The sequence below is a fragment of the Kitasatospora sp. MAA19 genome (genome assembly GCF_029894125.1).
Classification (GTDB): Bacteria; Actinomycetota; Actinomycetes; order Streptomycetales; family Streptomycetaceae; genus Kitasatospora.
Map to the genome: position 1 here is coordinate 24,624 of NZ_JARXYZ010000044.1, position 25,749 is coordinate 50,372.

Below are 25,749 nucleotides of genomic sequence, written 5' to 3' on the forward strand. Positions count from 1 at the left end.
GCCTGTCCGTCGGGCGGGTCAGCGTGCGACGAGCGGGTAGTGGTCGGACAGGTCGGTGTAGGTGTAGCTCTTGCCCCAACTGCTCACCGTCGACGGCGCGCTGTGCGTGCGCAGGACCTGGTTGGCGTACTGCTGCGGGCGGGCGTGGTCGGCCCGGTAGAGCACGTAGTCCAGGTCCTCCTCGGGCTCGCCCGGGTAGCGGTAGGCGGCGATGGAGTTGTCGGCCGTGTCGAAGGAGTACGGCCAGCCGGTGCGGGCGGAGGCCGGGGCCAGGTTGGCGTTGTCGAGCAGGGCCTGGCACTCGGAGCCGTGCGAGTCGATGTTGAGGTCGCCGGCGAGCACGATCGGCTCGTTCGCCGGGATCCGCTTGGCGTCCAGGAAGTCGCGCATGGCGGTGAGCTGCCTGGCGCGGACGGCGGCCGGCTGGCCGCTGGAGCAGCCCGAGTCGGTGGACTGCAGGTGGGTGCCGACCACGTGGGTGCGCAGGCCGTTCACGTCCAGCACGGCGTAGACGAAGCCCTTGTTCGACCAGTAGTCCGAACCGCAGGCGTCCTTGAAGACGTACTGCTCCTTGCGCAGGATCGGCCACTTGCTGAGCAGGGTCACCCTGCCGTCCTCGGGGGTGGTCGAGCTGTAGCTGCCGGAGGTGGCGTCCCAGCCGCTGGTGGAGCGGCCGACCACCGGTCAGTGGATGGTGTACATCCAACGTCGTCGCCCGCGCGGTGCACAAGACCACGGACGAGCATGCGGTGAACGCGGCTGAAACACTGTCACCGGCCGAAACACGCGAGCCCCCACTACCCGCTGCGGGTAGTGGGGCTCGGACAGCGCGGGTGTGTCAGACCTCGCCGAACTCGCCGGCCCGGACGGCGGCGACGAACGACGACCAGGCGTCGGCGGGGAAGACGAGGGCAGGACCCTCGGGGTCCTTGGAGTCACGGACGGGAGTAAGGGCGGGGAAGTCGGCGGTGACCTCTACGCAGTCACCACCGTTGTCGGAGTACGAGGACTTGACCCAGGAAGCGCCGGACAGGTCTACGCGGTCGGTCATGATTGGAGTTCCTCTCGGGCCCTGCGGATCATCGCCTGGGATGCGGCCTGCGGCAGCGCTTCCACCAGCATCTGATCGTACTCTCTCTCCCATGCTGCAACCGTTGTGCGAGACCGCTCAAGATGGCCCTTCGCCGTCGATTCCGCGTACCCCACGACCGTATGGTCTGGCAGGTCCAACAGGACGATTGGCAGCTTGAACGCCAGGTTTTCGCCGATTCCGAACGGAGCGACCTGCAGCGTGACGTTCGGGCGTTGGGCCAGCTCCTCAAGGTGGTGGAGCTGTTCGGCCATGACCTGCGGACCGCCGACGGGGCGGAGGAGAACGCCCTCTTCGAGCACTGCGTGAAACATCGGGGGAGTCTTCCGGGTGAGGATCTCCTGACGTAGCGACAGATAGTCGGTGCGTTCGTCGGCCTCAGCGGCGGTGATCGTGCCGCGCCTGACGGCTGCCTGTGCCAGCGCCCTTGCGTAGGCAGGGGTTTGGAACAGTCCAGGGACGATGATCAGGCCGACCGTTCTCAGCCGCCGGCACCGGGCTTCGGCGTCGGCGAACTCGGCGAAGCCTTCAAGAAGCGCTGCGCGGCTGAATCGTCGCCACAACTCGTAGAACCGTTGGCCTGACTCGAACACCTCATCGGCCTTAACCGCCAACGACCGTGTTGGGGAACGCTTCCCGTTCTCGACATATGAGATGTGCGCGCCTGAATACCCCAGACGCTTGGCAGTTGCGGCCTGCGACCAGCGCCTTGCCCGTCGTGAACTGCGAAGTTCCTGGCCAAAGCGCACCTGCGGTGATGCTTGGGCGTCAACCTCGGCTTCAGCCATGATCCTTCGGCTCCTTCACGCGACATTGCTGTCAAAGGTAAGACCCTTCCGATCGTAGAGGCTGTCGCGCCACCATGGCTACACCAAGTGACAAGCCAAGAGCGAAGCGCTACGGAGACCCCCATGTCCGAAGACCCGAAATCAGTGCTGCCCGACCTCGTCCCCAACGAGGTGGTGCGGGACCTGAAACACCGTGACGCCGACGGCAAGCCGAGGGAGGGGGTCTTCATGGAAATCCTCTGCGGGGCGGCCTTTCTGAGGCCGCTCGGCGGGGGCCGTGAGTGGACGACCAGGCCCGACGAGCTGCGCCAGTGCGACCCCAGGGAGATCGCGCCGGGCACCGGGAGCAACTCGCAGCGCCGGCCGATGTTTCCGGAGCCGGTGTGACCTCGGGGGAGATGCTGCTCGCCGGGCTGCACGTCAGCTCGTTGGCGGCGGGGGGCTTTGCCGCCATGGCGCGGACGACGGGACCGAACGTGCCCGAGGTGGGGGACGAGTTGATCACCGTGATGCCGCCCCAAAGCTCGTACGAGCTCGGCCCAAGGGGCGCTGGACGCTGAGTTCGCGATGATGCCGGCCGCCAACGGCGGCGCCGAGGGATTCGTGCGAAGCGGCCACCGGGAGTTGCGGGCCGAACCGGACCGCCGTGGTCAACGGCTGCCGCGCCGCTGCCGGGACGGCTGGGAGGGCGACCTCGCCTCCGGCCTGTGGTCGAACCGCGGACCGGACTGACAAGCCCCCGCTGCCACAGTGAGTGCTCATTCCCCCTGCGGCGGCGGGATTCAACGCCTGTTCGTCACCGTGGTGGTGGCGAACGGGCGCCGGCGGGGCCCCTTCTTCCCCCCTGCCGGTTGGCTCCGAGGGCGCGTTGGTGCCAGACCCTCGTCGAGCCGCACCGCTCCCCGCCGGAATCGCCGCTCCGGCGGGGAGCGGCCACCTCGATCACCGGTCGGCGGAGTCCTTGTCTCCCCTGATCGGAACCCCTGCCCGGGGACGGCGCCCCCTTGCGCGGTCGGCGGCGTGTGCGGTTCACACATCCGAGTGTGACGCGGGTCTCGGTCCGGGAAGATCGTCTGCACTCAGAGCAGCGGCAGCAGTTCGGTCAGTGACTCGCAAATCGGACAAACCATGACATAAACCGTGAGCCCGCTCACACCGAAAAAGGTCCACGACGGGCGATAGTGGCCGCTCCCGGCGCCGCCCGCCACTCCCGACCGCGACATCTGTGCAGCTCAGCGCGTTGGCCGGCCGCGCAGCCCGCTCTGTGAATCGACGTCGCCACCCGGGACGTACGACGGTGGATCGTAACAAGGGGGTCTTGTCGGCGACCGATGCCACCTGGCAACAATTGCTGCATCAAGCCACACCGGCTCCTGTCCCGCCGGATGTGGCTCACTGCCAAGTCGCTCCTTGTGACCAATTCGGCCCCTGTCCGGCCATGGTCTGAACGGGGCGTGACCCGGCTCAACCCGATTGAGGTCTAGCCCTACATGCCCACTTTCAAGCTTCGTATGCGTACTTCCGCCGCTGTTCTGGCCGGCGCCGCCGGTCTGACCGCCCTGGGTGCGGCCGCGGTCCCCGCCGTCGCCTCGGCCGCGGACGCCTCCCCGCAGGCCATCGCCGCTCAGATCGTGCCGGCGGACCAGCTCGCTTCGTTCAGCCAGATCGTCTCCCACGAGTCGGGCTGGAGCGTGACCGCGACCAACCCGAGCTCGGGCTCCTACGGACTGGGCCAGGCGCTGCCGGCCTCCAAGATGGCCTCCGCGGGCGCGGACTGGAAGACCAACCCGACCACCCAGATCAAGTGGGCACTGGACTACATGAACACCCGCTACGGCAGCCCGAACGCCGCCTGGGCCTTCTGGCAGACCCACCACTGGTACTAGGAGTCCAGCGGGACCTCGTCGTCCGGCCAGTTCCGAGGGCGGTTTCCCGGGGCCGTTGCACCACGTGGGCGGTTTGATCGGGCCGTGATGAAGTTCATGCAGGCGCTCGGCTGGGGTTTCCCAGCCGAGCGTTTTGCGTGGCCGGACGTGCCTACGCGTCGGCCTTCTCCGGCGCGGGCGCCTCGACCGGGGTGCCCGGGGCGGCCGCGGTGTCCAGGCCCCGCAGCAGCCGCCAGGCCATCGCGGCCGCGCCGACCAGCAGTACGGCGGCCAGGAGGCCGGCACTGTTCATGCCGTGCACGAAGGACTCCTGGGCGCTCGCCAGCAGCGGCTCCGCGACGCCCTGCGGCAGCCCGTGCGCCGTCTCCACCGCCGCGCCCAGCGACTCGCCGGCCCGCGCCGCGGCCGCTGCGTCCGTCCCCGCCGGGACGGTGAGCCCGCTCGCGTAGATCGAGCCGACCACCGAGCCGACCAGCGCGATGCCGAGCGCGGTGCCCAGCTCGTACGCGGTCTCCGAGACCGCCGAGGCGGCGCCGGACTTCTCGGCGGGCGCGGCGCTCAGCACCAGGTCGGCGCCGAGCGTGTAGACCACCCCCTCGGCCGTCCCGACCAGCAGGAAGGACGCGGCCAGCAGCAGGTAGGTGGTGTCCTGCTGGAGCCAGCCGAGCACGCCCACGCCGAGGCCCATGGCCAGCAGGCAGCCGGTCAGCGCCGCCCGGGCGCCGGTGCGCCGCACCAGCCGGGCCGTCAGCAGGCCGCCGACCACCGCGCCGACGAAGGCGGGCAGCTCCGCCAGGCCCGCTCGCAGCGGCTCGTAGCCGCGGACCAGCTGGAGGTACTGCGAGGTCACGAAGACCATCCCGGACAGGCCGATCAGGGCGATCAGCGAGGCCAGTACGGCGGCGGTGAACCGCCGGTCGCGGAACAGCCGCACGTCCAGCAGCGGGGTCTCCAGCCGCAGCTGGCGGCGGACGAAGACGGTCAGCGCGGCGGCGCCCAGCACGAACGCGACCGGGACGTCCCAGCGGGCCACACCGTGAGCGGCGGCCTCCTTGATCGCGTAGACCGTGCCGATCACCCCGGCCATCGACAGGGCGACGCTGAGCACGTCCCAGCGGCCCGGCTTCGGGTCCTTGGACTCCGGCAGCAGCCAGCTGCCGAACACCAGCAGCAGGAGCAGGATCGGGATGTTCAGCAGGAACACCGAGCCCCACCAGAAGTGCTCCAGCAGCACCCCGCCGACCACCGGTCCGAGTGCGGCGCCGGCGGTGGCGGCCGCGCCCCAGATGCCGATCGCGGTGGCCCGCTCCCGGTCGTCCGGGAAGAGGCCGCGGATCAGCGACAGGGTCGAGGGCATGATCGTCGCCCCGGCGACGCCGAGCAGCGCGCGGGCCACGATCAGCCAGCTCGCGCCGGGGGCGTAGGCGGCCAGCAGCGAGGCGGCGCCGAACGCGGCGGCGCCGATCAGCAGCAGCTTCTTGCGCCCGATCCGGTCGCTGAGCGCGCCCATGCTGACCAGCAGGCCGGCCAGGACGAAGGAGTAGGAGTCGCCGATCCAGAGCAGCTGGGTGCCGCTGGGGCGCAGCGTCTCGCTGATGGAGGGGATGGCGAGGGAGAGGACGGTCGCGTCGAGGGCGACCACGGTGACGGCCAGGACGAGGACGGCCAGGCCGGTCCAGCGCTGGCGGGGGGTGCTGTGGGTGGGGGTGTGGACGGTACTGCTCATGGTGTATCGGTTTCCGGTGTGCGGGCCGAAGGTGCTGTGGGCGGGGGAGTGGGGGCGTCCGCTCGGCGCAGTGCGCCGCCGAGGAACAGCTCGGCGAGCGAGAAGGCGGCGTCGCGCGGGGCGAGGCGGCCGTCCTGGATGGCCCACCCGATGCCGGCGACCAGGTCGAAGAAGGCCTCGCTCAGCCAGGCGGCGCTCAGCTCGATGCGGATCACGCCCTGTTGCTGGCCGCGCAGGAAGAGCGCGTGCAGCCGGGCTATCTGGACCTCCCAGAGGTCGTTGACGCCGTCGTCGTCGTAGAGCTGGTTCTCGCCGGCCAGGAAGGCGCAGAGCGCGGCGTCCGGGACGGCGGCGTCGACGAGCCGGCGCAGCGCGGCCTCGGCGTCGCCGTCCTCGACGGCGGCGGTGTCCAGGGCGGCGGCGAAGCGGTGCAGGCCGAGCAGGCCGACCTCGCGGATCAGGGCCTCGCGGCCGGGGAAGAGCCGGTGCAGGGTCGCGCGGCTGATCCCGGCGGCACGTGCGATCTCGTCCAGGTGAGCGGTCGGGCGGCGCGAGAGCACGCCGACGGCGGCTTCCAGGACGGTGTCGCGATCGGTGGCCATGATGCGAGTGTAGGTCATCTGAGACATGGATGTCTCAAAATGGCGATACGAGTCTCGGATGAGGCGTTGATCGCCAGCGTCGGGGCGGCAAAAAACCGGGGACGGCGGGTGCCGTCCCCGGTCGGGGGTGCCGCGGTCGCGCGGCCGGTTCAGCTCTGTCGGGCTCGGCTCGACCGGTCCCGGCTCTGCTGGTCTCAGCTCTGGTTGTAGAACCCGGTCTCGTCGAGCGGTCGGTCGATCACCATGACCTCGACGTCGGCCGGGGTGAGCAGGAACACCCGGCGGGCGATCCGCTCGATGCCGCCCTGGGTGCCGAAGATCAGCCCGGAGGCGAAGTCCACCATCCGCTTGGCCTCGGCCTCCTCCATCTCGGTGAGGTCCATGACCACCGGGATGCTCGCCCGGATGTGCTCGCCGACCGTGCGTGCCGCCTCGAAACCGGTCGGCCGCAAAGAGACGATCTTCGCGGGTGCGGGAGCGGACGACACCGTCTCCTGCTCGACCCACTCGTCGTCGTACACCGCGGCCGGGTAGTTCCCCGAGGGCATCAGCCACCCGTTGTGGTGCTCGTCGCGAAGTGCTCCCATGCCGCGCCTCCCTGCCTCGTCCCGTCCTGGTCCCCCGGGGGTGCGTGTCCTTTTTGACACGTCATCCACTCGTCGGAACTGTCCGAGTATCGCACTGTTCACCGGTCCCGTGCCCGCTCGCGGCCCCCGTACGAGTCGCGCCATGCCGGTTGCCCGGGCGAACCCGGGCAACATCAGCGACGCGGCGGTGCGCCGTACGGTTGCGCGCGTAGACCATATCGGTCGCGGTCGCCGCGTAATTGACCTTTTGTCAACAATGCGGAAACGATTTCACTCGCCGGTCGCGCCGTCCACCAGTTCGCGCAGGAGATCGGCGTGGCCGTTGTGTCGCGCGTACTCCTCGATCATGTGGACGAGGATCCAGCGCAGCGTCACTTCCTGGCCGCGGCGCAGCCGCTTGCCGACGGTGTCCAGCGACAGGCCGGCGCTCGCGCGGCGGGCTGCCTCGACCTCGGCGCGCCAGACGGCGAAGTCGGCCGCGACGTCGGCGGTGTCCACCCCGTTGAAGTCGCCGTCCTCGTCGGCCTCCGTCCAGAAGTGGCCGCTGGTCAGCTCCTCGCCGCACAGGATGACCTGGAACCAGTGCTGTTCCACCTCGGCCATGTGCCGGACGAGGCCGAGCAGCGAGAGGCCGGACGGCGGGACGGAGCGCAGTCGCAGCTGGTCGTCGGTCAGACCCTCGCACTTGAGTGCGAGGGTGCTGCGGTGGTAGTCGAGCCAGGCGGTGAGCATGGCGGTCTCGTCGGCGGCCATCGGCGGGTCGACCCGCGGGGAGAGTTCGGTCATGCGGGCCATCCTGGGGTCCGACGACCGGTGGGCGCGAACGATTTGCCGAGCGCCCCTCAGGCGGCCTGTGCGCGGCGACGGGCCACCGTGGCCCGCCACAGCCCGACCACGCTGCCCAGCACGAGCAGCGCGATCACCCCGGCCGACACCAGGAAGGCCGCCGAGCCCGGCTCGCCCGCGCTGGCCGCCGCCGTCACGTACACGGCGGTGGTCGGCACCACGCCGATCGCGGTGGCGAACAGGAAGGGCGGGAAGCGGACCCCGGAGAAGGCCGCGCCGTAGTTGGCCGCCTGGAACGGCATGCCCGGCAGCAGCCGCAGCACCAGCACGCTGCGGAAGCCCTGCTCGGTGAACCGCCGGTCGAGCGTGCCGAGCACCCGCCCGCGCAGGTACGGGCGCAGCGCCTCGCGGCCGAGTCCCCGGCCGAGCCCGAACGCCATGGCCGCGCCGAGCGTGGTGCCGAGCACCGCCAGCAGGACGCCCTGCTGGATGCCGAGCAGCAGTCCGGCGGCGGCGTTCAGCGCGGGCCGGGGGACGAAGGCGAGGGTGCCGAGCGCGTACACGGCGGCGAACAGCGGGGCGAACCAGTACCCGGGCATCCGGTGGGCGAGCCCACCGTCCAGCAGCGCCGTCGGGCTCCACAGCAGCAGCGAACCGGCCGCGGCGCCGAGCAGCACCACCAGCAGCGCGAACCGCCACCACGGCGAACGCGGCGCGGGGCCGGACGGCGGCGGCTCGGCGGCGACGGGCGGGGGCGTTGCGGGTGCGGGCACCGGCCGAGCCTAACCGGTTCCCCGGAGCGGCCGGCGACCGCGTCCCGCCGCCGTGATCAGCTGTACGGCGGCTTCTCCGGGTTGTAGTGCCAGAACTGGTTGTCGCCGCTGTGGTACTCCCACTGGATCACCGGGGTGCCGTTGGTCAGGGCGCCGCCCGAGACGTCCAGGACGAGGCCGCTGTAGCCGTTCACGATCCGGCGGGGCGTTCCGGGGTGGCTGGCCGGAGGGTCGCTCCAGCTCTGGTTGGCGCCGCCGTCGCAGGTCCACTGGTCGGCCTGGGTGCCCCAGGTGGTGCTGAAGGCCGGCATGTCCAGACACTTGCCGCTGTTCAGGTTCACCCAGCCGCGGGCGGTCTGCGTCCACTGCTGGTTGGAGCCGCCGGTGCAGGTCCAGATCCGGACCGGGGCGCCGTCGTCGGTGCGCCAGTCGGCGACCTCCAGGCAGAGGTCGTTCGGGCCCGGGTACATGCCGGTGCGGATCTCGGCGGGCCCGAAGTCGGTGGTGGCCGCCGGGGCGGGTGGGGCGGTGAGCGCCACCGTGGCGGTGGCGAGGACGGCGGTGGCGGCGAGGAGCCGGGTACGAGGGAACATCAGATCGTCCTCCGGGGGGTCGCGGATGCGGTGCGGCCGGCGAGGAATCCCAGCAGGCGTTGCCAGGAGTCCCGGGCCGCCTCGGAGTATTCGACAGCGGAGAGCTCGAAGAAGTTGTGCGGCGCGCCCGGGTAGGTGACGAACTCGTGCGGCCCGCCGGCCGCGGTGAGCGCCGCGTCGAAGGCGTCGACGGTGGCGCGCGGGATGTGTTCGTCGGCGCCGCCCCAGAAAGCCAGGATCGGCGCGGTGAGGCCGGCGGCGAGCTGGGTGGGCCCCGGGGCGCCGTTGATCGTGTCGGGGTGGCCGTAGTAGCCGACCGCGCCGGCCAGCCCGAAGCGGGGCGCGGCGGTGCGGAAGGCCTGACGGCCGCCGAAGCAGAAGCCGAGCGCGACCACCTCGGCCGGCCCGGCGGCGCGCAGCCGGTCGAGGCCGGCGGCGATGTCGGCGTCCAGGCCCTCGGGAGTGAGCGCGAGCAGGTGGGGGAGCAGGCCGGGCAGTTCGCCGAATTCCGTCGGGCGGTTTTCCGGGTCGGCTCCGGCGGTGCGGCCGTAGTAGTCGAGGACGAGCGCGGGGTGGCCCTGTTCGGCGAGTCGGGCGGCGGTCTGCCGGTAGAAGCCGGAAAGCCCCTTGTTGTCCGGCAGAATCAGGACGCCGGCCCCGGTGGCCACCTCCGGGCGGGCCAGGAAGGCGGCGAACTCGGTGCCGTCCGCCGAGGTCAGGGTGAGTGCCGAGGCCTCGGCCAGGGGCCAGAGCGCGGGGGTGAAGGCGGGCGGGGCGGCGTCGGGGTCGTAGCACACGGGGGATTCCTCCGCGGATCGCGAAAACTGCCGGACGCGGATGCGCCCGGCAGTCGGCGATATTAGCGAGGAATTCCCCGGAATTCTCTGATCATATCGCGGAAAGATCTTTATTGGAAGTGCTTTCCGGTGACATTGCGGTCACATTCCCGGCGGCGTCGGTGGAATTCGGCTCGGCCCGGCGCAGGGCTCCGGCGCTCAGCAGCAGGGCGAAGGCGAGTGCGGTGACCAGGCCGAAGGAGACGGTCAGCGAGGTCGCCTGGGCGAGGGCGCCGATGATCGCCGGGGCGACCAGGCCGGAGGTGTAGGTGACGGTGGCGACGCCCGCGATGGACTGGCTGGGGTTGCTGCCGATCCGTCCGGCCGCCGCGAAGGCCAGCGGGACGGTGACCGCGATGCCGACACCGATCAGGGCGAAGCCGGGGATGGCGAGCGCCGGGCTGTCGGCGGCCACCACCAGCAGGCCGCCGGCGGTGGCGACGGCGCCGCCGAGGCGGGTGGTGCGGACGGCGCCGAGCCGGCGGATCACCGCGTCCCCGGCGAGGCGGCTGGCGGCCATGGTGAGCGAGAAGGCGGTGTAGGAGGCGGCCGCGACGGCGGCCGAGGCGCCGGTGACGTCCCGCAGGTAGACGCCGCTCCAGTCCATCGAGGCGCCCTCGGCGAAGACGGCGCAGAAGCCGACCAGGCCGATCACCAGCGAACTGCGCGGCGGCAGTGCGAACCGTGGCGGCGCCTCCGCCTCCTCCGGCGCCCGCAGGTCGGGCAGGCCCCGGCAGATCGGCTGCGCCAGGGCGAGCAGCACCAGCGCGGTGACGGCCAGCTGGAGCCGGGCGTCGAGGTCGAGGTGGGCGGCGAGGATGCCGAAGCCGGAGGCCAGCAGCCCGCCCGCGCTCCACATCCCGTGCAGCCCGGACATGATCGAGCGGCCGAGCCGTTGCTCGATCTCCACGCCCTGCGCGTTCATCGCGACGTCCGCCATCCCGGCCGTGGCGCCGTAGGCGAGCAGCGCCGCGCACAGCACCGGCAGCGAGGGGGCGAGCGCGGGCAGGGCGAGGGCCAGGCACCAGAGCGAGACCAGTCCGCGGACCGCCGCCCGGCCGCCGTAGCGGTGGACGAACCGGCCGGCCAGCGGCATCGCGAGGGAGGAGCCGATGGCGGGCATCACCAGGGCCAGGCCGAGCTGGCCGGGGGAGAGGTCGAGGCGGTCCTGGATCCATGGGATGCGGGTGACGAAGCTGCCGCTGACGGCGCCGTGCACGCCGAAGACCAGGGCGATGCTCGCCCTGGCCCGGCGTGGGGCGGTCAGCGGCTCCAGTGGCTGTGCGGTCGTGCTCATCCGGTGGTCCCTCCCGGGTCGCGCGTGGTGGGGCGCGACGGTGCCCTGTGGGTGGTGTACGTGTACCCCGTTCGGTCCGCGCGGCGGAGTCAGCCGTCCGGCGGAGGGTTCGATAAAATTATCAGGAAGGGACCCTGATAGAAACACTCTGGAAGGATGAGCTGCCATGACCACCGCGCGTTCGGCCACACCGAGCACCGCCCGGGCGATCAACGACCGGCTGGCGCTCAACCTGCTCCTCGAACAGGGCCCCCTGACCGCGACCGAGTTGCGCGACCTCACCGGCCTCTCCCGGCCGACCGTCGCCGACCTGCTCGACCGCCTCCAGCGCACCGGCCTGGTCGCCCTCGTCGGCGAACGGGGCGAGCAGCGCCGCGGCCCCAACGCCAGGCTCTACGCGCTGGTCGCCTCCCGCGCCCACATCGCCGCCTTCGACGTGCGCTCCGGCGGCGTCAGCCTGGTCGTCGCCGACCTCGCCGGGCGCACCCTGGCCGGCGCCGAGGTCCCGGTCGAGGAGGGCGAGGCGCCCGACCTCGCCGGGCGCCTCGTGCGCACCCTGCTGGACACCGCGCGCGGCGTCGGGGTCGAGCGGCTGCACACCGTCGCGGTCGGCGCCCCCGGGCTGGTCGACCCCGCCACCGGGAGCCTCAACAGCACCGGGAAGCTCCCCGCCTGGCACGCCGACCTGCTCGCCGAACTGCGGCGGCTGCCCGGCACCGACGTGATCCTGGAGAACGAGGTCAACCTGGCCGGCCGGGCCGAGTACCGGATCGGCGCCGCCCGCGACCGCGACACCTTCGTGCTGCTCTGGCTCGGCCACGGCGTCGGCGCCGGCGTCGTCCTGGACGGGCGGCTGCGCCGCGGCTTCTCCGGCGGTACCGGCGAGATCGGCTTCCTGCCCGTCCCCGGCACCGGCAGCCTGCCCAGCGCCACCGGCTGCGACGGCGGCTTCCACAGCCTGGCCGGCAGCGCCGCGGTCTGTGACCTCGCCCGCGCCCATGCGCTGCCCCTCCCCGCCGGGGACGTCCTCGCGGCCGGGGACGCCCCCGCCGCCGAGGCGGCCGTCCGCGCGGCGCTGACCGCACTCGGCCCGGGCGAGCCCGGCGGGCCGTTCCTGGACGCGCTGGCCGAGCGGATCGCCATCGGCGCGGCCGGCATCTGCGTCGTCCTCGACCCGGGCTGCGTGGTGCTCGGCGGCGAGATCGGCCGGGCCGGCGGTGCCGAGCTGGCCGGCCGGGTCGAACGGCGGCTGGCCGAGCTCTCCCCGCTGCGCACCGAGGTCCGGGCCGGGACGGCGGGCGGCGGCGCGGTGCTGGCCGGGGCCGTCCTCACCGCCGGGGACGCGGTGCGGCGGGACCTCTTCGGCGAGCCCTGACCCGGCTCGCTTGGCGGCCCCGGCCGCCGGTACGGCAGGATGACGGCGACGGCCCGCCCCGGGTGCGCCGTCCCCGTGCCCCATGGCCGGTGTCATCCGCAGAGCCAGAGTCAGAGCCAGAGCCAGAGTCAGTGTCAGGAGTCGCACATGGGCCAGCCCGAGGCGCCGGTCAACCCGTACCGCATCGGCGAGGCCGCGGCGCTGCTCGGCGTCAGCGCCGACACCCTGCGGCGCTGGGTGGACGCCGGGCGGGTCGCGGCCGAGCGGGACGAGCACGGCCACCGGATCATCCCCGGCGCCGACCTCGCCGCCTTCGCCCGTGAGCTGGCCCGGCCGGAGAACGTCGAGGCCGAGGGCCGCCCGTCCTCGGCCCGCAACCGCTTTCCCGGGATCGTCACCAACGTGGTGCTCGGCGACGTGGCCGCCCAGGTGGAGATCCAGGCGGGGCCGTTCCGGGTGGTGTCGCTGATCAGCCGGGAGTCGGCGGAGGAGCTGAACCTCGTCCCCGGTGCACCCGCCACGGCGGTCATCAAGTCCACCAATGTGATGATCGAACGGCGCTAGTCCGTAGTCCCCAGTCCCGTACCGAGTCCCGCCCGTACCGAGTCCCGCCCGATCCGGTTCCGAACGAGAGGCCCCGCCAGGGATGTCCCACCCGCACCTGCCGACCACCCAGAGCGCCGTCCGCGCGGTCGAGGAGCTGGCCGCCCGGCACGGCCGGGAGGTCCGCGCCCAGCACGACATCGGCCGCGACCAGACCTTCGCCGGCCTGGTCGGCAACTACGGCGGGGACGGCGAACCCGCCCCGATCCCGCACGAGGCACTGCTGGAGTTCGGCGGCCGCCCCGAGATCGCCGTCCGCCTGTTCACCCACGACGAGGCCGTGGTCACGCTCGACGGCATCGCCTTCGACGTCCGGCGCGACAGCGTGCCCGCCTTCCTCAACTCGGTCTGGAGCGGCCTGGTGCACGTCAAGGCGCGGACCTTCCCGCCGTCCACCACCATGATCGTCACCGTTCCCGGTGAGCCCGGCTACCGCGAGAGCGTCGGCATGCGCGACCTCACCCCGTGGATCGCGGGGCTGATCCGATGACCGCCGCCGACCGCACCGCCCCCGCCGACCGCCGCCCGGTGCTCGCCGTCGCCCACCGCGGCGATCCGTACCGCCACCGCGAGAACACCCTGCCCTCGATCGAGTCCGCGCTCGCTGCCGGCGCCGACGCCGTCGAGGTGGACGTCCAGCTCACCCGCGACCGGGTGCCCGTCCTGCTGCACGACCGCACCCTGGAACGCCTCTGGGGCGACCCGCGGTCGATCGGCCGGGTGACCGCCGAGCAGCTCGACGGGCTGCGCCAGGGGCCGCTCGTCGTCCCGACCCTCGCCGAGGCGATCAAGGTCGTGGCGGCCGCCGACGGCCCCCGGCTGCTCATCGACCTCGACGACCCCGGCCCCGCCGCCGCCACCTGGTCCGTCGTCACCGACCTGGGCGCCGAACGGCTGGTCGCCTTCTGCGGTCCCGCCACCGCCATGCTCGCCGTCCGCGCGCTGACCCCGGACACCGAGATCGCCCTCACCTGGACTCGGCCCCGGCTGCCCGTCCGCGCCCTGCTCGACGACCTGCGCCCGCGCTACCTCAATCCGCCGTTCGGCCTCGTCACCCCCGAGTTCACCGCCGCCGCCGCGGACGCCGGGCTCGCGGTCTCCACCTGGACCGCCGACCTGCGCCGCACCATGCGCCGGCTGCGCGACACCGGGGTCGCCTCCATCACCAGCAACCGGATCGACGTGCTGCGCGCCGTCCTGGACGGCCGCCGGTAAGCGTGCTGACCCCTCGGGAACCGGGCGGTGCCCTGCCGACCCGTCAGCACCTGCTCACCCGCAGCACCCTGGAGCCCCTCGCGGTGGTCCGCCACCTCGGCGGCTCCTTGGAGGAGAACTGACGTCCGGCGCTCGAAGGCCGGTGTCAGGGCGGCTCGCTCGATGAGGTGAGGCGCGCCGATCGCTCTGTACGCGACGTACGGGGGCGGATTGAATCGGCTGCACCGTTGACCGGCGGCGCCTCTCCCGGCGGTGGGCCGGGCATCGTGCCGGCCCGGGCCCGCCAGGGGTGCCGGCGAAAAGGGGCGCGATGTCGGGTGGTCTGTTGAGATGGGGCGATTCGGACTCGTCGACGAGCCAGGCGGAGGTGGCCGTGCCGGAGCAGCGTGCGGATGAGGAACGTGCGCGAGCGGAGCAGCCGGTGGACTACGCGCCGGACCACCGCAGGCCGTATCTGATGCTGCCGCCGGTGGTCCGGCAGGCGGCCGCCTGGTCGGCGGCGGTGATCCTGCTGCTCTCCGTCGCCTCGCTGCTGGTCTTCGCGCTGGTCGAGCTGCGGGCCGCCACCGTGCCGGTGGTGCTGGCGCTGCTCGGGACCTCGCTGCTCTACCCGGCGGTGCCGTGGATGGTCCGGCGGGGCGTCAGCCGGGGGCTGGCCGCCGGGCTCACCTGCGTGCTGCTGGTCGCGGCCGTCTGCGGGGTGATCGCGCTGCTGGTCAACGCGCTGGTGCACAGCGCCCCGCAGATCGCCGAGTCCCTCCAGCAGTCCGGCAGCAGGCTCGCCGAGTGGCTCGGCCCGACCGGCGAGAAGATCCGGCACGCGCTGGACAACGCCAAGGGGGAGACCAACTCGCTGGTCTCGACCATCACCAACGGCGTGCTGTCCGGGCTGGGCCTGGCCACCCAGCTGATCGCCGGCGGGGTGCTGGCGCTCGCGCTGGTGTTCTTCTTCCTCCGGGACGGCCACCGCACCGGCGACACGATCCGCTCCTACCTGCCCGAGCGCAGCGCCGAGACCGTCACCGCCTGCGCCGAGCGGGCCTTCGACGCGATGGCCGGCTTCATGCGCGGCACCACGCTGATCGCGCTGATCGACGCCACCTTCATCACCATCGGTCTGGTGGCGCTCGGGGTGCCGGGCGCGCCGGGGCTGGGCGCGCTGGTGTTCATGGGCGCCTACATCCCGTTCGTCGGGGCCTTCCTGTCCGGGGCGGTGTCCGTGCTGGTCGCGCTCGCCGACGGTGGGCTCGGGACGGCGGCATGGGCGCTCGCCGTGGTGATGGCGGTCCAGCTGATCGAGGGCAACGTCCTCCAACCCCTCATCCAGAGCCGGACGGTGGAGCTGCACCCGGCCACCATCATGGTCGCCGTGGTGGCCGGCTCCGGGATCGCCGGCATCCTCGGGGCCCTGCTCGCCGTGCCGGTCTGCGCTGCCGGGGTGGGCATCGTCTCCGTCCTGCGCGGCGTCCCCGCCCCGCGTGCCGCCCGCCGTGCGGGCAACGGAGGTAACCCGGTTGCCGGGGCCGGGACAGGCGTGCGAAGATCGCTAATGCGACGGAAGTCGCGATAGCGGTGAGGGGGTTCGCATGGAACGGGTCATGGAGCTGATCGAGGTCGCCGAGGAGGGGGCCGGACCGTACGGGGTCGCGGTGGGGCCGGACGGCGGCGTGTGGTTCACGCTGGTGCACACCGGGGAGATCGGGCGGCTGGCGGCGGACGGCACGGTCGAGCGGTACGGGCTCGGGGCGCCGGAGTGCGGGCCCTCGGTGATCACCGCCGGCCCGGACGGCGCGCTCTGGTTCACCCGGATGCGCGACCACCGGATCGGGCGGATCGACACCGACGGGAAGGCGGGCTCCTTCGCCGTGCCGACGGCGGGCGCCGGGCCGTACGGGATCGCCGCCGGGCCCGACGGGGCGCTCTGGTTCACCGAGCTGAACGCCGACCGGATCGGGCGGATCACCGTGGACGGCGAGGTGACGGAGTACCCGCTGCCGCAGCCCGGGTCCTTCCCGTCGCTGATCACGGCGGGCCCGGACGGCGCGCTCTGGTGCACGCTCAACCAGGCGAACGCCGTCGCCCGGATCACCGTCGGGGGCGAGGTCGCCGTCCACCCGCTGCCCACCGAGGGCACCGCCCCGGTCGGGATCACCGCCGGGGCGGACGGCGCGCTCTGGTACGTCGGCATCGGCGGCGGGTTGGTCGGCCGGATCACGGTGGACGGCGAGGCCACCGAGTACCCGCTGGCCGACCGGGCGGCCCGGCCGCACGCGATCACCTGCGGACCGGACGGCCGGCTCTGGTTCACCGAGTGGGGCGCCGGCCGGATCGGGGTGCTCGCCGTCGACGGACACCTCGACGGCTACCGGCTGCCCGGCCCGGGCGCCGAGCCGCACGGCATCGCCCTCGGCCCGGACGGCGCGGTGTACGCGGCGCTGGAGCGCGGCGAGCTGGTACGGCTGGCACCGGCGTAGGGCGAGCCCTACGGCTGACGGCGCAGCAGCTCCTCCAGATCGGCCAGCAGGTCGAGCGCGGCGGCGCGGTCGGGCACCGCCGCCGGGGCGGGCGCGCGCTCGGCGATCACCCGCAGGGCGGCGGCGGCCTGGCGGGCGAACAGGGCGAGCAGGTCCAGCTCGGGCAGGCTGGCCCGGGCCTGCGGGGCCGGGTCCAGCACCTCCAGGACGCCCAGCACCTTGCTGCCGTGCGTCAGCGGCGCCGCCATCAGCGCGTTCGGCACGTACGCGGTGGACTCGGCGAACGCCCGGTCGAAGGTGCGGTTGGCGCCCAGGTCGTCGACCACCATCGGCTCGCCCGAGGCGGCGACCCAGCCCGCGATGCCGCTGCCCGCCGGGAACCGGCGGCCCACCAGGGACTCCTCGCCGCGCCCCGAGACGGCCTGGAACACCAGCTCGCCGGCCGCCTCGTCGAGCAGGCAGACCGAACCGGCCTCGGCGCCGAAGATCGCGCGGGCCACGTCCACCACGGACTGCAGCAGCTCGCGGGCCAGCGGGTCGACGGCGGGATCAGTGCTGAGGGTCATCGGGCGCCTACGTGGTGGGGGTGGACGGGCGGGTGCCGCCGCCGACCTGGACGTTGGCCGCGGTGAGGTAGAGCGCGCTCTTCAGCTGGAACGTCGTCAGCCTCGGGCGGCCGGACAGGATGCGGGCGCACAGCCCGGCGACGTACGGGGTGGCGAAGCTGTTGCCGGTGGTACGGATGGTGGCGCCGCCGAGCCAGGGCACCCGGACGTTCTGGCCGGGGGCGAAGAACTCGACCGGCGGCGCCGGGTTGTACAGGTGCAGGGCCGGGTCGTCCTCCTGGTGGCTGCCGACCGAGATGACCGAGGAGAACCGCCAGGGGTAGCTCTCCACCGGGGTGTTGTGGGCGGAGGCGACGATCGCGGTGCGGGCGAAGAACGCGTCGTCGGCGATCGCGTGCAGCTCCTCCAGGAAGCGGGTCCGGGTGGTGGAGAGGCTGAGGTTGACGACGTCGAAGCCCTGCTCGACGGCCCAGCGCAGCCCGGCGATCAGCATGTCGCCGGTGCCGGTGAAGCGCTCGCCCAGCACCCGGACGCTGTAGAGCTCGCAGTCCGGGGCGGTGCGGCGGATGATGCCCGCGCAGGCGGTGCCGTGGCCGCAGGTGTCGCCGGTGCGGTCGGGGCGGATCACCAGCTCCCGGGTGGTCGGGTCCTTGACCACCGCCCAGGAGCCGTCCAGCGGGCCGACCAGCGGGTGGTCCGGCTCGATGCCGGAGTCCACGACGCAGACCCGCACCCCCTTGCCGGTGCTCCCGCCGTCCGGGGCGGCGGTGTCGGCGAGCACCGGGAGGTCCGCGGCGGCCCGGCCACGCAGGCTCCAGGTGAGGCCGGCCGGGCCGCTCACCGGGTGCCCCCGAGGCGCTCGGCCCGGCGCACACCCGGCAGGTGGCCCTTGGCGGCGAACCGGTCCCGGGCGGTGGCGGCCGCCACGGCGGCCTCCGCGGGCCGGTCGAGCAGCAGCAGCGCGTGGGCGCGGTCCAGCGTGGTGAGCGCCTGCAGCAGCAGCGACTCGGTGGCCTCGGCGGCCCGGACGGCGGACCCGGTCAGCTCCAGTGCCGGCTCGGCCTCGCCCCCGGCGGCGGCGAGCCGGCCGCGCAGCGCGTCCAGCTCGATCGCCAGCACCGGCGGCAGCGCGGTCGCGGCGTCGACACCGTCCAGGTGGCGGGCGGCCGGGCCCGGGCGGTCGGTGTCCAGCAGGACGCGGGCGGTGGTGAGGGCGAGCCGGGGCAGCGGGGCGGCGGCGCCCAGCCGGCGGGCGACCTCGGCGGCGTCGGCGAGCAGGTCCAGGGCCTGCCCGGTCTGGCCGGTGGCTGCCGCGGCCTGGGCGGTCAGGGCCGGCAGCGAGATCATCGCGTCGGCCAGCGACAGCTCGCCCGCCAGGCCGTTGGCCTCGGCCAGCAGCAGCTCGGCCTCGCCGGGCCGGTCGCGCAGGGCGAGCAGGACGGCCAGCGGGCCGTTCAGCGCGACCCGGACGGTCCGGTGGCCGGCGCCGTGCCCGGCGAGCAGGGCCCGCAGCCGGAAGACGGCGTTCGGCACGGGCTCGGGGCCCGCCAGCAGCGAGGCGGCCAGGGCGGCCAGCACGGCGGCCCGGTCCAACTCGGCGTCGGTGCGGGCGGCGTGGCCGAGGGCGTCGTCCAGCAGCCGCTCCGCCTCGGTGTGCCGACCCGCCAGCAGGTGCTCCTCGGCCAGCCGCAGCCGGGCGCGGGCCTGGCCGAGGTCGTCCCCGAGGTCGGTGAACAGCGGCAGGACGGCGCGGGCGGTGGCGGCGGGCTGCTCCGGGCCGGGCGGCAGACCGCGGGCGGCCAGGGCGAGCCGGGCGTGCGCGGCGTCCAGCGGGTCGGCGGCCGAATCGCGGACCTGCGCCAGGACGGGCAGGGCCTCCTCGGCGCGGCCGAGCGCCAGCCGGGCCTCGCCGAGGCGGCGCAGGGTGGGGCCGGCGGTGCGCTCGTTCGGGTAGTGCAGCCGGACGGCGCGCTCCAGCAGGTCGGTGGCGGCGGGCAGGTCGGCGTGGCCGAGGGCCTGCGCGCCGGCCAGGCCGAGCGCGGCCGCCGCGCGGGTGCGCAGGGAGTCCGTCCGGGCGTCCAGCAGGCCGAGTTCGAGCCGGTAGCGGTGGGCGCGCTCCAGGTGGCCGCCGACGGCGGCGTCCCCGGCGGCGCGGACGGCCGGCAGATCGGCGGCGCGCTCGTGGCGCTCGGCGCGGGCGCGCTTGGACATCGACTGGTAGACCGACTCCTGGACCAGGCCGCTGCTGAACCGGAAGCTGGTGCCGGCCGGTTCGACCAGGCGGCGCTCGGCCAGCCGGGCGAGCGCGGCGTGCAACCGCGGCGGGGTGGCGTCGCCGGTCTCGGGCAGGCCGGGGAGGCCGTCGATCGGGCCGGTGAAGACGTCGTCCTCGGGGTCGGCGAAGACGTCCTGGTCGGCGCCGCCGTGGGCGAGTTCGGCGAGTTCGGCGGCGGTGAAGGCACGGCCGAGGACGGCGGCGAGGTCCAGGGTGGTGCGCTCGTCCCGCTCCAGGTCGTCGATCCGGGCGCTGAGCAGCGCCCGGCCGGTGGGCGGGAGTTCGTCGGCGAGGGTGGGGCCGTCCGCCTCGGTGAGGGCGGCCAGCAGTTCCTCCAGGTGCAGCGGGTTGCCCTCGGCGCGCTCCAGGAGGCGGGTCGGCACCGCGTCCTGGTGGGCGCTCAGCTCGGTCAACTGGGCGGCCAGCAGGGCCGACTCGTCCCAGGACAGGCCGCCGACCGGCAGCGCCGGCAGCTCCGGGCGGGAGGCCGGGAGCTCGGGGCGGGTCAGGCAGAGCAGCAGCACCGGGGCCGGGCCGAGTGCGGCGACCAGCCGCTCGGCGGCGTCCAGCAGCACCGGGCCGGCCCACTGGCAGTCGTCCAGGACGAGCACGGCCGGGCGCTCGACGGTGCGCCCGCGCAGGATCGCGGCCAGCCGGTCCAGGGACTCCTCGGCGCCCACCCCCGGGGCGGTGGCCGCGTCCAGCCGGGCCAGCGCCTCGACGGGCGCGGTCGCCCCCCGGTCGCCCAGCAGGGCCCGGACGGCGTCCGCCAGTGGGGCCAGGACGCCCTGCTCGCCGTAGCTGCGGCAGCGGCCGGTGCCGCAGCGCGCGCTGTGCCGCCCCACCCGCTCCTGCCACTCGCGCACCAGCCGGGTCTTGCCGATCCCGGCCTCGCCGACGACCAGCAGCAGCTCGGCGCCGTGGCCGCCGGCCGTCCGGGCCAACGCAGCGTCCAACTGGGCGAGTTCGCGCTCGCGGCCGACCAGCGGGACGTCGAAGCGGCGCAGCAGCTCGGGGTCGTCCTCGTCCAGCCCGACCAGGCGGTAGGCGGTGACCGGCTCGGTCTTGCCCTTGAGCCGCAGCGGGCCGACCTCGTGCACCTGGGCGGCCGGCCCGGCCGCGCGCAGGGTCTGCGGGCCGATCAGCACCTGGCCGGGCGCGGCCTGGGTCTGCAGCCGGGCGGCGATGTTCACCGTCTCGCCGGAGATCAGGGCCTGGCGCGCCGAGGCGTCCGAACCCGCCACCACCTGGCCGGTGTTGACGCCGATCCGGACGTCCAGGCGGACCCCGAGGGTGGCGTCCAGCTCGGTGTTGAGGTCCTCCAGGTCCTCCAGCATGGCGAGCGCGGCGGCCAGCGCCCGGTGGGCGTCGTCCTCGCGGATCACCGGGACGCCGAACACCGCCATCACCGCGTCCCCGATGAACTTCTCCAAGGTGCCGCCGTGCGCCTCGATCTGACGGTGCATCCGCTCGAAGTAGCGCAGGATCACCTCGCGCAGGGTCTCCGGGTCGAGCGCGCCGGACAGGGCGGTGGAGTCGACCAGGTCGCAGAAGACCACCGTGACCAGCTTGCGCTCCTCGGCGGCCAGGTCGAGGGCGGCGGCCCGGGAGGTGCCGCAGGAGGGGCAGAACTGGTCGTTCGTGCTCGCGAGTTGGGCGCAGAGTGGGCAGGGCATGGCGGCAGTCCTTCGCTAGTCCTTCGCGGTGCGGGGAGCGCGGGGCGGGTCCGGGCGTGCGGGCGTGCCGGGCCAGGCTCCCCGGGCCGGCTTCGGGCCCGGTTCGCAGCCGGCTTGCGGGCGGTATGGCCGCAGCTCGGAGCGGGTGCGGGGGCCCGCCGGGCGGGCCCGTGGGGCTGACGGGGGCCGTCGACGGCGCCGTGACCTGCGGCCATACCGCCGCCGTACCGGTTCCCAGGCCGTGCGCAGCCCCATGTCCCTACCGTCTTCAGCACGGCGGACCACCCTCCGTCGAACCCCTACCGATCAACCCAGTGAAGGGAGTTCAGCCATGGCCGAGAACATCGACCAGACCGTCGGCGAGGACGGCGAGGAGACCCCCGAGGTCGAGGCGCACACCGCCAACGTCCTGGACCTGCAGGCGATGAAGGTCCTTCAGGACGCCTCCGACGGCAACTGCTTCAGCCTGATCAGCTACGTCAACTCCGCCGAGACGTCCGCCTCCTGACCGGCGGCAGGTCAGCGGTGTCCGGCACGGGGGCGGTCGCACCGCCGCCCCCGACCGCCGGGCGGCGCAAGGCGTTCCGGGGCGGTCCGGCCGACGCGGGACCGCCCCGGCCCGATTCCACCACCCCCCCACGCCGGAGGACGGCCATGGAGCCCACCCCGCTCTCCCGTAACCGGGACTTCCGACTGCTCTGGGTCGGCGGCCTGCTGGCCTCGCTCGGCTCCCAACTCGCCTCGATCGCCCTGCCCCTGCTGGTCCTGCGGGAGACCGGATCGGCCGCCCAGGCGGGCGCCATCGGCACCGTGTCGGTCGGCGCACTGCTGCTCACCATGCTGCCCGGCGGCGTCCTCGCCGACCGGATCGAGCGACGCCGGCTGATGCGGGTGTGCGACGTCGGCAGCCTGCTCGCCGTCACCGCACTGGTGATCGCCGTCCTGCGGGGCCACACCCCGCTGCCGCTGGTCCTGCTGGTGGCCGCCGCCGGGGCGCTGATCGCCAGCACCTACGGGCCCGCCGCCGGTGGCCTGCTGCGGGCGGCGGTGCCGCGCGAACAAGTCCGCGCGGCCTCCTCCCGGATGCAGGCGCGCGGCGCCGCCGCCCGGCTGATCGGGCCGCTCGGCGGCGGCGCGCTGTTCGCCTGGCACCCGGTGCTGCCCTTCCTCGCGGAGGGCGTCGGGCTGCTGCTCTCCACCATCTGCGTGGCGCTGATGCGCACCCGCTCGGTGCCCGCCGCCAGGAGCGGGGCGGTGTTCAGCCGCAGCGAGCTGACCGCCGGGCTGACCTTCATCTGGCGCCAGCCCTACCTGCGCACCCTGCTGCTGATCTTCGGGCTCGGGATGAACTTCGCGTTCAGCGCGCTGATGTTCGCCACCCTGGCCGTCGCCTCCGACGGCGGCCGCTCCGGCGTCGGCGGCGGCACCGTGGTCTCCTGCACCGCGGCCGGTGCCCTCGCAGGCGCGCTGCTCGCCCCGAAGCTGGACGCCAGGGCGCGCGACGGCAGCCTGGTGGCGCTCAGCTGCTGGGCGGCCGCCGCCACCGCGGGCGTGCTGGTGCTCACCCGGGTGCCGGTGTTGATCGGGCTGCTCTGCGCGGTGTGCATGTGCCTGTCCACGGTCGCCAGCATCGGCTTCGTCTCGGGCATGCTGCTCGCCGCGCCGCCCGACCGGATCGGCCGGGTGCAGAGCGCCGCCGGCTTCCTCTCCACCCTGGTCCAGCCGTTCGGCCCGCTGGCGGGCGGCGCGCTGCTCGGCACCCTCGGCGGCACCAGGACCTTCGCCCTGCTGGCGCTCGGCATCGCGCTCTGCGCGGCCGTGGTCACCTGGGCGCCGCCGGTCCGGCGCGGCCCGGCGCCGGTGCCCGCCGTCTGAGACCGCCTGGCACATGGTGGGTGGGTGAAGGAGCGGCGTTGGGGTGCGTGCATCGCAAGGCGGAGGAGGGAGTAGCAGCGGAGCTGCGGCGACTGACGACAACGCGGCGAGGTGCGTGCCCCAACGCCGCGACGCCGCTCACCATGTGCCAGGCGGTCTGAACCGTCCAGCGACCCGGAAGAGGAGGCGTGCCATGGCCGGCGCCCAGGAGACCCAGCTGTACTGTCTCGCCGACCCGACGTACTACGACACCCCCGGCCGGCTCCGCGACCGGGGCGACCGGTACCCGCTGGGGCTCGGCGCGCCGCCCGCCGGCTGGCGGCGCGAGCAGCGCGGGCTGTGGGCGGTGCTGCGGCCGGACGGCGCCCGGCTGCCGGAGCAGGGCTGGAAGATCCACGTCTCGGCCGTTCCGGAGGAGGCCGCGGAGACGCTGGCGGCCGTCGCGCGGATCTGCACGGCACGCCGGACGACCTTCAAGTTCCTGCGCGGCGACGCGGCGCTGCGGGTCGCGAACGGCAAGTACACGGGGCGCGGGAGTAGCGGCAAGTTCGTCACCGTCTACCCGGGGTCGGAGGCGGAATTCCTCGCGGTGGCCGGGGAGTTGGCCGAGGTGCTGGCGGGCCGCCGAGGGCCGTACGTGCTCACCGACCTGCGGATCGGGACGGCCCCGGTGTACGTGCGCTACGGCGCCTTCGTCGAGCTGTGGTGCCAGGACGGCGACGGGCGGCCCGTCCCCGCGCTGCGCGACCCGTCCGGCGCGCTCGTCCCCGATCGGCGCGACCCGGTGTTCCGGCTGCCCGCCTGGGTCGAGCCGCCCGAGGCGCTGCGCCCGCACCTGGCCGCCCGGGAAGCGGCCGGCGGTGACCTCCCGTACCGGATCGTCGAGGTGCTGCAGTTCTCCAGCGCCGGCGGGATCTACCTCGGCGAGCACCGGAGCACCGGGGAGCGGGTGGTGCTGCGCGAGGCCCGCCCGTACGCCGGGCTGGACGCCGCCGGGGACGATGCCGTGACCCGCCTGCGGCGTGAGCGCCGGGCGCTGGAACGGCTCGCCGGCCTGGACTGCGTGCCCCGGCTGCACGAGGTCCGCACCGTCTGGGAGCACACCTTCCTCGTCCAGGAGCATATCGAGGGCGTCCAGCTGTACGCCGAGGCGATCCGGCGCTATCCGCTGGTGCACCAGAACTGCACCGCCGAGCAGCGGGCCGAGTACGCCGGGTGGGTGGCCGGGGTCGTCGCCGGGCTGGAGAAGGCGCTCGGCGCCCTGCACGAGCGCGGCGTCCGGTTCGGGGACCTGCACCCGGCCAATGTCATCGTCCGGCCGGACGGCTCGGTGGTGCTCGTCGACTTCGAGTACGCGGACGAGCTCACCGGCCGCCGGGTGCCGCTGGCCGGCGCGGGCGGACTCCAGCCCCCGCCCGGGCTCGACGGTGCCGACGCCGACCGCTACATGCTCTGGGCCACCTGGCTGATGCTGCTGATGCCGGTGACGGAACTGGCCGAGCGCGACCCCGGCAAGCTGGCCGGACTGGAACGGCGGGCCCGGGACTGGTTCGGGCTCGGGCCGGAGGAGGGGCCGGTGCGGCCGGGTGCCGTGGCGCTGGTGGAATCGGTCGCCGAGCGGCGGGTGCGGGACCTGCTCGCCGGGCCCGCACTCGACGCGGTCGGCGGCGAACTCGTCGCCGGGATCCACGCCGGGGCCACACCCGACCGGCCCGACCGGCTCTTTCCCGGCGACCCGGCCGGATTCGCCGACGGCGGCACCGGCGTCGCGCACGGCGCGGCCGGCGTGCTGTACGCGCTGCACCGGGCCGGGGCGCCCTGCCCGGAGGAGTACACGGACTGGCTGGTCGCGGCGATGCGGCGGCGCGGCCCCCGGCCGGGCGCGGGCGGCCTGTACGACGGGCCGCTCGGGGTGGCGGCGGTCCTGGCCCGGATCGGGCGCGCCGAGGAGGCGGTCGAGCTGGTCGCACAGGTCCGCGAGGCCCGGCCCGCGCCCACCGTCGCCCTGTACGGCGGGCGGGCCGGCACCGCGCTCGCCCGGCTGCGACTCGCCGACACCCTCGGGAGCCCGCGCGAACTCGCGGACGCCCTCGCCGACGCGCGGGCGCTCGACGCGGTGCTGCGCGGCGAGGCCGTCGCCGGGCTCGCCGAGCCGGCGGCGGCCGGACTGCTGTACGGGCTCGCGGGGATCGCCCTGGTGCAGCTGAGGCTGTACCAGCGGACCGGCGCGGACTGGCTGCTGGCCTCGGGGCGCGCGGCGCTGGCCCGGGCCATGGCGCAGTGCGTGCGGGTGCCGGACGGGTCCGTCCAGGTCCTCGACCGGGGGCGGCGGCTGGCCTACCTCGACCGGGGCAGCAGCGGGATCGCGCTGGTCGCCCGGGAGTACCAGGCGCTCGGCGCGGGCGGGTTCGACGGGTTCCTGGCCGATGTGCGGCGGGTGTGCGCACCCGGGTTCGTCCGGGAGCCAGGGCTGTTCCGGGGCCGGACCGGGCTGCTGCTGGCGTTGGACCGGCTGGGTGGGGCGGCGAGCCGGGAGAGCGTCCTCGGGCAGGTGCGGAAGCTGCAGTGGCACCTGGTGGCGCGGCCGGAGGGGCTGCTCGTCCCGGGGATGCGGCTGCGGCGGTTCTCGGCGGACCTGCACACCGGGGCGGCGGGCGTGCTGCTGGCCCTGCGGGCGCTGGAGGGCGGGGAGTCGCTGGACGTGCTGACGCTGGGGTGAGGGGCGC

At 74.3% G+C, this 25,749-nt stretch carries 25 protein-coding genes and 1 pseudogene; 12 read left to right on the forward strand and 14 right to left on the reverse strand.

Translation table 11 applies throughout. The features are described 5' to 3' along the window. Positions 1-18: 18 nt before the first annotated feature. The 3 genes and pseudogenes from P3T27_RS36825 to P3T27_RS36835 form a co-directional block, all read right to left on the reverse strand. Positions 19-684 (reverse strand): annotated as a pseudogene (locus P3T27_RS36825) (endonuclease/exonuclease/phosphatase family protein); the annotation flags it as partial. 154 nt (positions 685-838) lie between these two features. Beyond that, positions 839-1,051: a DUF397 domain-containing protein gene (locus P3T27_RS36830; RefSeq protein WP_280685677.1), complete on the reverse strand. Its 213-nt coding sequence runs from the start codon at positions 1,049-1,051 to the stop codon at positions 839-841. Continuing rightward, positions 1,048-1,878, reverse strand: coding sequence for a helix-turn-helix transcriptional regulator (locus tag P3T27_RS36835; protein WP_280685678.1), 831 nt, complete (start codon positions 1,876-1,878; stop codon positions 1,048-1,050). The genes P3T27_RS36830 and P3T27_RS36835 overlap by 4 nt, the downstream gene beginning before the upstream one ends. A 123-nt stretch (positions 1,879-2,001) precedes the next feature. Between P3T27_RS36835 and P3T27_RS36840 the strand changes: the two genes are divergently transcribed. From P3T27_RS36840 to P3T27_RS36850, 3 genes are all read left to right on the forward strand, one after another. Next, positions 2,002-2,265, forward strand: coding sequence for a hypothetical protein (locus P3T27_RS36840; protein ID WP_280685679.1), 264 nt, complete (start codon positions 2,002-2,004; stop codon positions 2,263-2,265). Between the two features lie 180 nt (positions 2,266-2,445). Continuing rightward, the gene (locus tag P3T27_RS36845) at positions 2,446-2,610 is read left to right on the forward strand and encodes a hypothetical protein (protein ID WP_280685680.1); all 165 of its coding nucleotides are present in this window, start codon (positions 2,446-2,448) and stop codon (positions 2,608-2,610) included. Between the two features lie 779 nt (positions 2,611-3,389). Continuing rightward, positions 3,390-3,764, forward strand: a complete 375-nt coding sequence (locus P3T27_RS36850; RefSeq protein ID WP_280685681.1) for a transglycosylase SLT domain-containing protein — start codon at positions 3,390-3,392, stop codon at positions 3,762-3,764. 151 nt (positions 3,765-3,915) lie between these two features. Here the strand turns inward: P3T27_RS36850 and P3T27_RS36855 are convergent, their stop codons facing one another. The 8 genes from P3T27_RS36855 to P3T27_RS36890 form a co-directional block, all read right to left on the reverse strand. Then, a complete protein-coding gene (locus P3T27_RS36855) occupies positions 3,916-5,490 on the reverse strand; it encodes an MFS transporter (protein WP_280685682.1) in 1,575 nt (524 codons plus the stop codon). Further along, positions 5,487-6,092, reverse strand: coding sequence for a helix-turn-helix domain-containing protein (locus P3T27_RS36860; protein ID WP_280685683.1), 606 nt, complete (start codon positions 6,090-6,092; stop codon positions 5,487-5,489). Before P3T27_RS36860 ends, P3T27_RS36855 begins: the two co-directional genes overlap by 4 nt. A 194-nt stretch (positions 6,093-6,286) precedes the next feature. Then, complete coding sequence (locus tag P3T27_RS36865; RefSeq protein ID WP_280685684.1) at positions 6,287-6,679, reverse strand: cell division protein SepF; 393 nt, start codon at positions 6,677-6,679, stop codon at positions 6,287-6,289. Positions 6,680-6,949: 270 nt separating this feature from the next. After that, positions 6,950-7,465, reverse strand: a complete 516-nt coding sequence (locus P3T27_RS36870; RefSeq protein ID WP_280685685.1) for a DinB family protein — start codon at positions 7,463-7,465, stop codon at positions 6,950-6,952. Between the two features lie 56 nt (positions 7,466-7,521). Further along, positions 7,522-8,238 (reverse strand): VTT domain-containing protein, encoded by a 717-nt coding sequence (locus P3T27_RS36875; protein WP_280685686.1) that lies wholly within the window; start codon positions 8,236-8,238, stop codon positions 7,522-7,524. A gap of 56 nt (positions 8,239-8,294) precedes the next feature. Continuing rightward, the gene (locus P3T27_RS36880; RefSeq protein ID WP_280685687.1) at positions 8,295-8,831 is read right to left on the reverse strand and encodes an RICIN domain-containing protein; all 537 of its coding nucleotides are present in this window, start codon (positions 8,829-8,831) and stop codon (positions 8,295-8,297) included. Next, positions 8,831-9,628: a dienelactone hydrolase family protein gene (locus P3T27_RS36885; protein WP_280685688.1), complete on the reverse strand. Its 798-nt coding sequence runs from the start codon at positions 9,626-9,628 to the stop codon at positions 8,831-8,833. Before P3T27_RS36885 ends, P3T27_RS36880 begins: the two co-directional genes overlap by 1 nt. A 91-nt stretch (positions 9,629-9,719) precedes the next feature. Beyond that, positions 9,720-10,964, reverse strand: coding sequence for an MFS transporter (locus P3T27_RS36890; RefSeq protein ID WP_280685689.1), 1,245 nt, complete (start codon positions 10,962-10,964; stop codon positions 9,720-9,722). Positions 10,965-11,130: 166 nt separating this feature from the next. Here P3T27_RS36890 and P3T27_RS36895 point away from each other — a divergent pair, with 166 nt between their 5' ends. From P3T27_RS36895 to P3T27_RS36920, 6 genes are all read left to right on the forward strand, one after another. Continuing rightward, entirely contained in the window at positions 11,131-12,339 is a 1,209-nt protein-coding gene (locus P3T27_RS36895; RefSeq protein ID WP_280685690.1) for an ROK family transcriptional regulator, read from the forward strand. Positions 12,340-12,486: 147 nt separating this feature from the next. Next, positions 12,487-12,903 carry a helix-turn-helix transcriptional regulator gene (locus P3T27_RS36900; RefSeq protein WP_280685691.1) on the forward strand — a complete coding sequence of 139 codons (417 nt, stop codon included), beginning with the start codon at positions 12,487-12,489 and terminating at the stop codon, positions 12,901-12,903. A gap of 82 nt (positions 12,904-12,985) precedes the next feature. Continuing rightward, complete coding sequence (locus P3T27_RS36905) at positions 12,986-13,432, forward strand: hypothetical protein (RefSeq protein WP_280685692.1); 447 nt, start codon at positions 12,986-12,988, stop codon at positions 13,430-13,432. Then, on the forward strand, positions 13,429-14,157 hold the full coding sequence (locus P3T27_RS36910; RefSeq protein WP_280685693.1) for a glycerophosphodiester phosphodiesterase: 729 nt from the start codon (positions 13,429-13,431) through the stop codon (positions 14,155-14,157). The genes P3T27_RS36905 and P3T27_RS36910 overlap by 4 nt, the downstream gene beginning before the upstream one ends. 373 nt (positions 14,158-14,530) lie before the next feature. Next, the gene (locus tag P3T27_RS36915) at positions 14,531-15,727 is read left to right on the forward strand and encodes an AI-2E family transporter (protein WP_280685694.1); all 1,197 of its coding nucleotides are present in this window, start codon (positions 14,531-14,533) and stop codon (positions 15,725-15,727) included. A 16-nt stretch (positions 15,728-15,743) separates the two neighbouring features. Beyond that, a complete protein-coding gene (locus P3T27_RS36920) occupies positions 15,744-16,631 on the forward strand; it encodes a virginiamycin B lyase (RefSeq protein WP_280685695.1) in 888 nt (295 codons plus the stop codon). An 8-nt stretch (positions 16,632-16,639) separates the two neighbouring features. Here P3T27_RS36920 and P3T27_RS36925 read toward each other — a convergent pair whose 3' ends face one another. The 3 genes from P3T27_RS36925 to P3T27_RS36935 are packed head-to-tail and all read right to left on the reverse strand — an operon-like array spanning position 16,640 to position 21,148. Further along, positions 16,640-17,197 (reverse strand): GAF domain-containing protein, encoded by a 558-nt coding sequence (locus P3T27_RS36925; protein ID WP_280685696.1) that lies wholly within the window; start codon positions 17,195-17,197, stop codon positions 16,640-16,642. Between the two features lie 7 nt (positions 17,198-17,204). Next, positions 17,205-18,038 (reverse strand): S8 family serine peptidase, encoded by an 834-nt coding sequence (locus tag P3T27_RS36930; RefSeq protein ID WP_280685697.1) that lies wholly within the window; start codon positions 18,036-18,038, stop codon positions 17,205-17,207. Next, positions 18,035-21,148 carry an adenylate/guanylate cyclase domain-containing protein gene (locus P3T27_RS36935; RefSeq protein WP_280685698.1) on the reverse strand — a complete coding sequence of 1,038 codons (3,114 nt, stop codon included), beginning with the start codon at positions 21,146-21,148 and terminating at the stop codon, positions 18,035-18,037. Before P3T27_RS36935 ends, P3T27_RS36930 begins: the two co-directional genes overlap by 4 nt. A gap of 331 nt (positions 21,149-21,479) precedes the next feature. Here P3T27_RS36935 and P3T27_RS36940 point away from each other — a divergent pair, with 331 nt between their 5' ends. The 3 genes from P3T27_RS36940 (at position 21,480) to lanKC (ending at position 25,742) form a co-directional block, all read left to right on the forward strand. After that, positions 21,480-21,656, forward strand: coding sequence for a hypothetical protein (locus P3T27_RS36940; RefSeq protein WP_280685699.1), 177 nt, complete (start codon positions 21,480-21,482; stop codon positions 21,654-21,656). Between the two features lie 146 nt (positions 21,657-21,802). Continuing rightward, positions 21,803-23,023: an MFS transporter gene (locus P3T27_RS36945; protein ID WP_280685700.1), complete on the forward strand. Its 1,221-nt coding sequence runs from the start codon at positions 21,803-21,805 to the stop codon at positions 23,021-23,023. A gap of 193 nt (positions 23,024-23,216) precedes the next feature. Then, positions 23,217-25,742 carry a class III lanthionine synthetase LanKC gene (gene lanKC / locus P3T27_RS36950; protein WP_280685701.1) on the forward strand — a complete coding sequence of 842 codons (2,526 nt, stop codon included), beginning with the start codon at positions 23,217-23,219 and terminating at the stop codon, positions 25,740-25,742. Positions 25,743-25,749: the final 7 nt, after the last annotated feature.

Coding starts and splice junctions, on each gene's coding strand:
- P3T27_RS36830 (WP_280685677.1), bottom strand. CDS start 1,051: ATGACCGACCGCGTAGACCTGTCCGGCGCTTCCTGGGTCAAGTCCTCG.
- P3T27_RS36835 (WP_280685678.1), bottom strand. CDS start 1,878: ATGGCTGAAGCCGAGGTTGACGCCCAAGCATCACCGCAGGTGCGCTTT.
- P3T27_RS36840 (WP_280685679.1), top strand. CDS start 2,002: ATGTCCGAAGACCCGAAATCAGTGCTGCCCGACCTCGTCCCCAACGAG.
- P3T27_RS36845 (WP_280685680.1), top strand. CDS start 2,446: ATGATGCCGGCCGCCAACGGCGGCGCCGAGGGATTCGTGCGAAGCGGC.
- P3T27_RS36850 (WP_280685681.1), top strand. CDS start 3,390: ATGCGTACTTCCGCCGCTGTTCTGGCCGGCGCCGCCGGTCTGACCGCC.
- P3T27_RS36855 (WP_280685682.1), bottom strand. CDS start 5,490: ATGAGCAGTACCGTCCACACCCCCACCCACAGCACCCCCCGCCAGCGC.
- P3T27_RS36860 (WP_280685683.1), bottom strand. CDS start 6,092: ATGGCCACCGATCGCGACACCGTCCTGGAAGCCGCCGTCGGCGTGCTC.
- P3T27_RS36865 (WP_280685684.1), bottom strand. CDS start 6,679: ATGGGAGCACTTCGCGACGAGCACCACAACGGGTGGCTGATGCCCTCG.
- P3T27_RS36870 (WP_280685685.1), bottom strand. CDS start 7,465: ATGACCGAACTCTCCCCGCGGGTCGACCCGCCGATGGCCGCCGACGAG.
- P3T27_RS36880 (WP_280685687.1), bottom strand. CDS start 8,831: ATGTTCCCTCGTACCCGGCTCCTCGCCGCCACCGCCGTCCTCGCCACC.
- P3T27_RS36890 (WP_280685689.1), bottom strand. CDS start 10,964: ATGAGCACGACCGCACAGCCACTGGAGCCGCTGACCGCCCCACGCCGG.
- P3T27_RS36895 (WP_280685690.1), top strand. CDS start 11,131: ATGACCACCGCGCGTTCGGCCACACCGAGCACCGCCCGGGCGATCAAC.
- P3T27_RS36900 (WP_280685691.1), top strand. CDS start 12,487: ATGGGCCAGCCCGAGGCGCCGGTCAACCCGTACCGCATCGGCGAGGCC.
- P3T27_RS36905 (WP_280685692.1), top strand. CDS start 12,986: ATGTCCCACCCGCACCTGCCGACCACCCAGAGCGCCGTCCGCGCGGTC.
- P3T27_RS36910 (WP_280685693.1), top strand. CDS start 13,429: ATGACCGCCGCCGACCGCACCGCCCCCGCCGACCGCCGCCCGGTGCTC.
- P3T27_RS36920 (WP_280685695.1), top strand. CDS start 15,744: ATGGAACGGGTCATGGAGCTGATCGAGGTCGCCGAGGAGGGGGCCGGA.
- P3T27_RS36925 (WP_280685696.1), bottom strand. CDS start 17,197: ATGACCCTCAGCACTGATCCCGCCGTCGACCCGCTGGCCCGCGAGCTG.
- P3T27_RS36935 (WP_280685698.1), bottom strand. CDS start 21,148: ATGCCCTGCCCACTCTGCGCCCAACTCGCGAGCACGAACGACCAGTTC.
- P3T27_RS36940 (WP_280685699.1), top strand. CDS start 21,480: ATGGCCGAGAACATCGACCAGACCGTCGGCGAGGACGGCGAGGAGACC.
- P3T27_RS36945 (WP_280685700.1), top strand. CDS start 21,803: ATGGAGCCCACCCCGCTCTCCCGTAACCGGGACTTCCGACTGCTCTGG.
- lanKC (WP_280685701.1), top strand. CDS start 23,217: ATGGCCGGCGCCCAGGAGACCCAGCTGTACTGTCTCGCCGACCCGACG.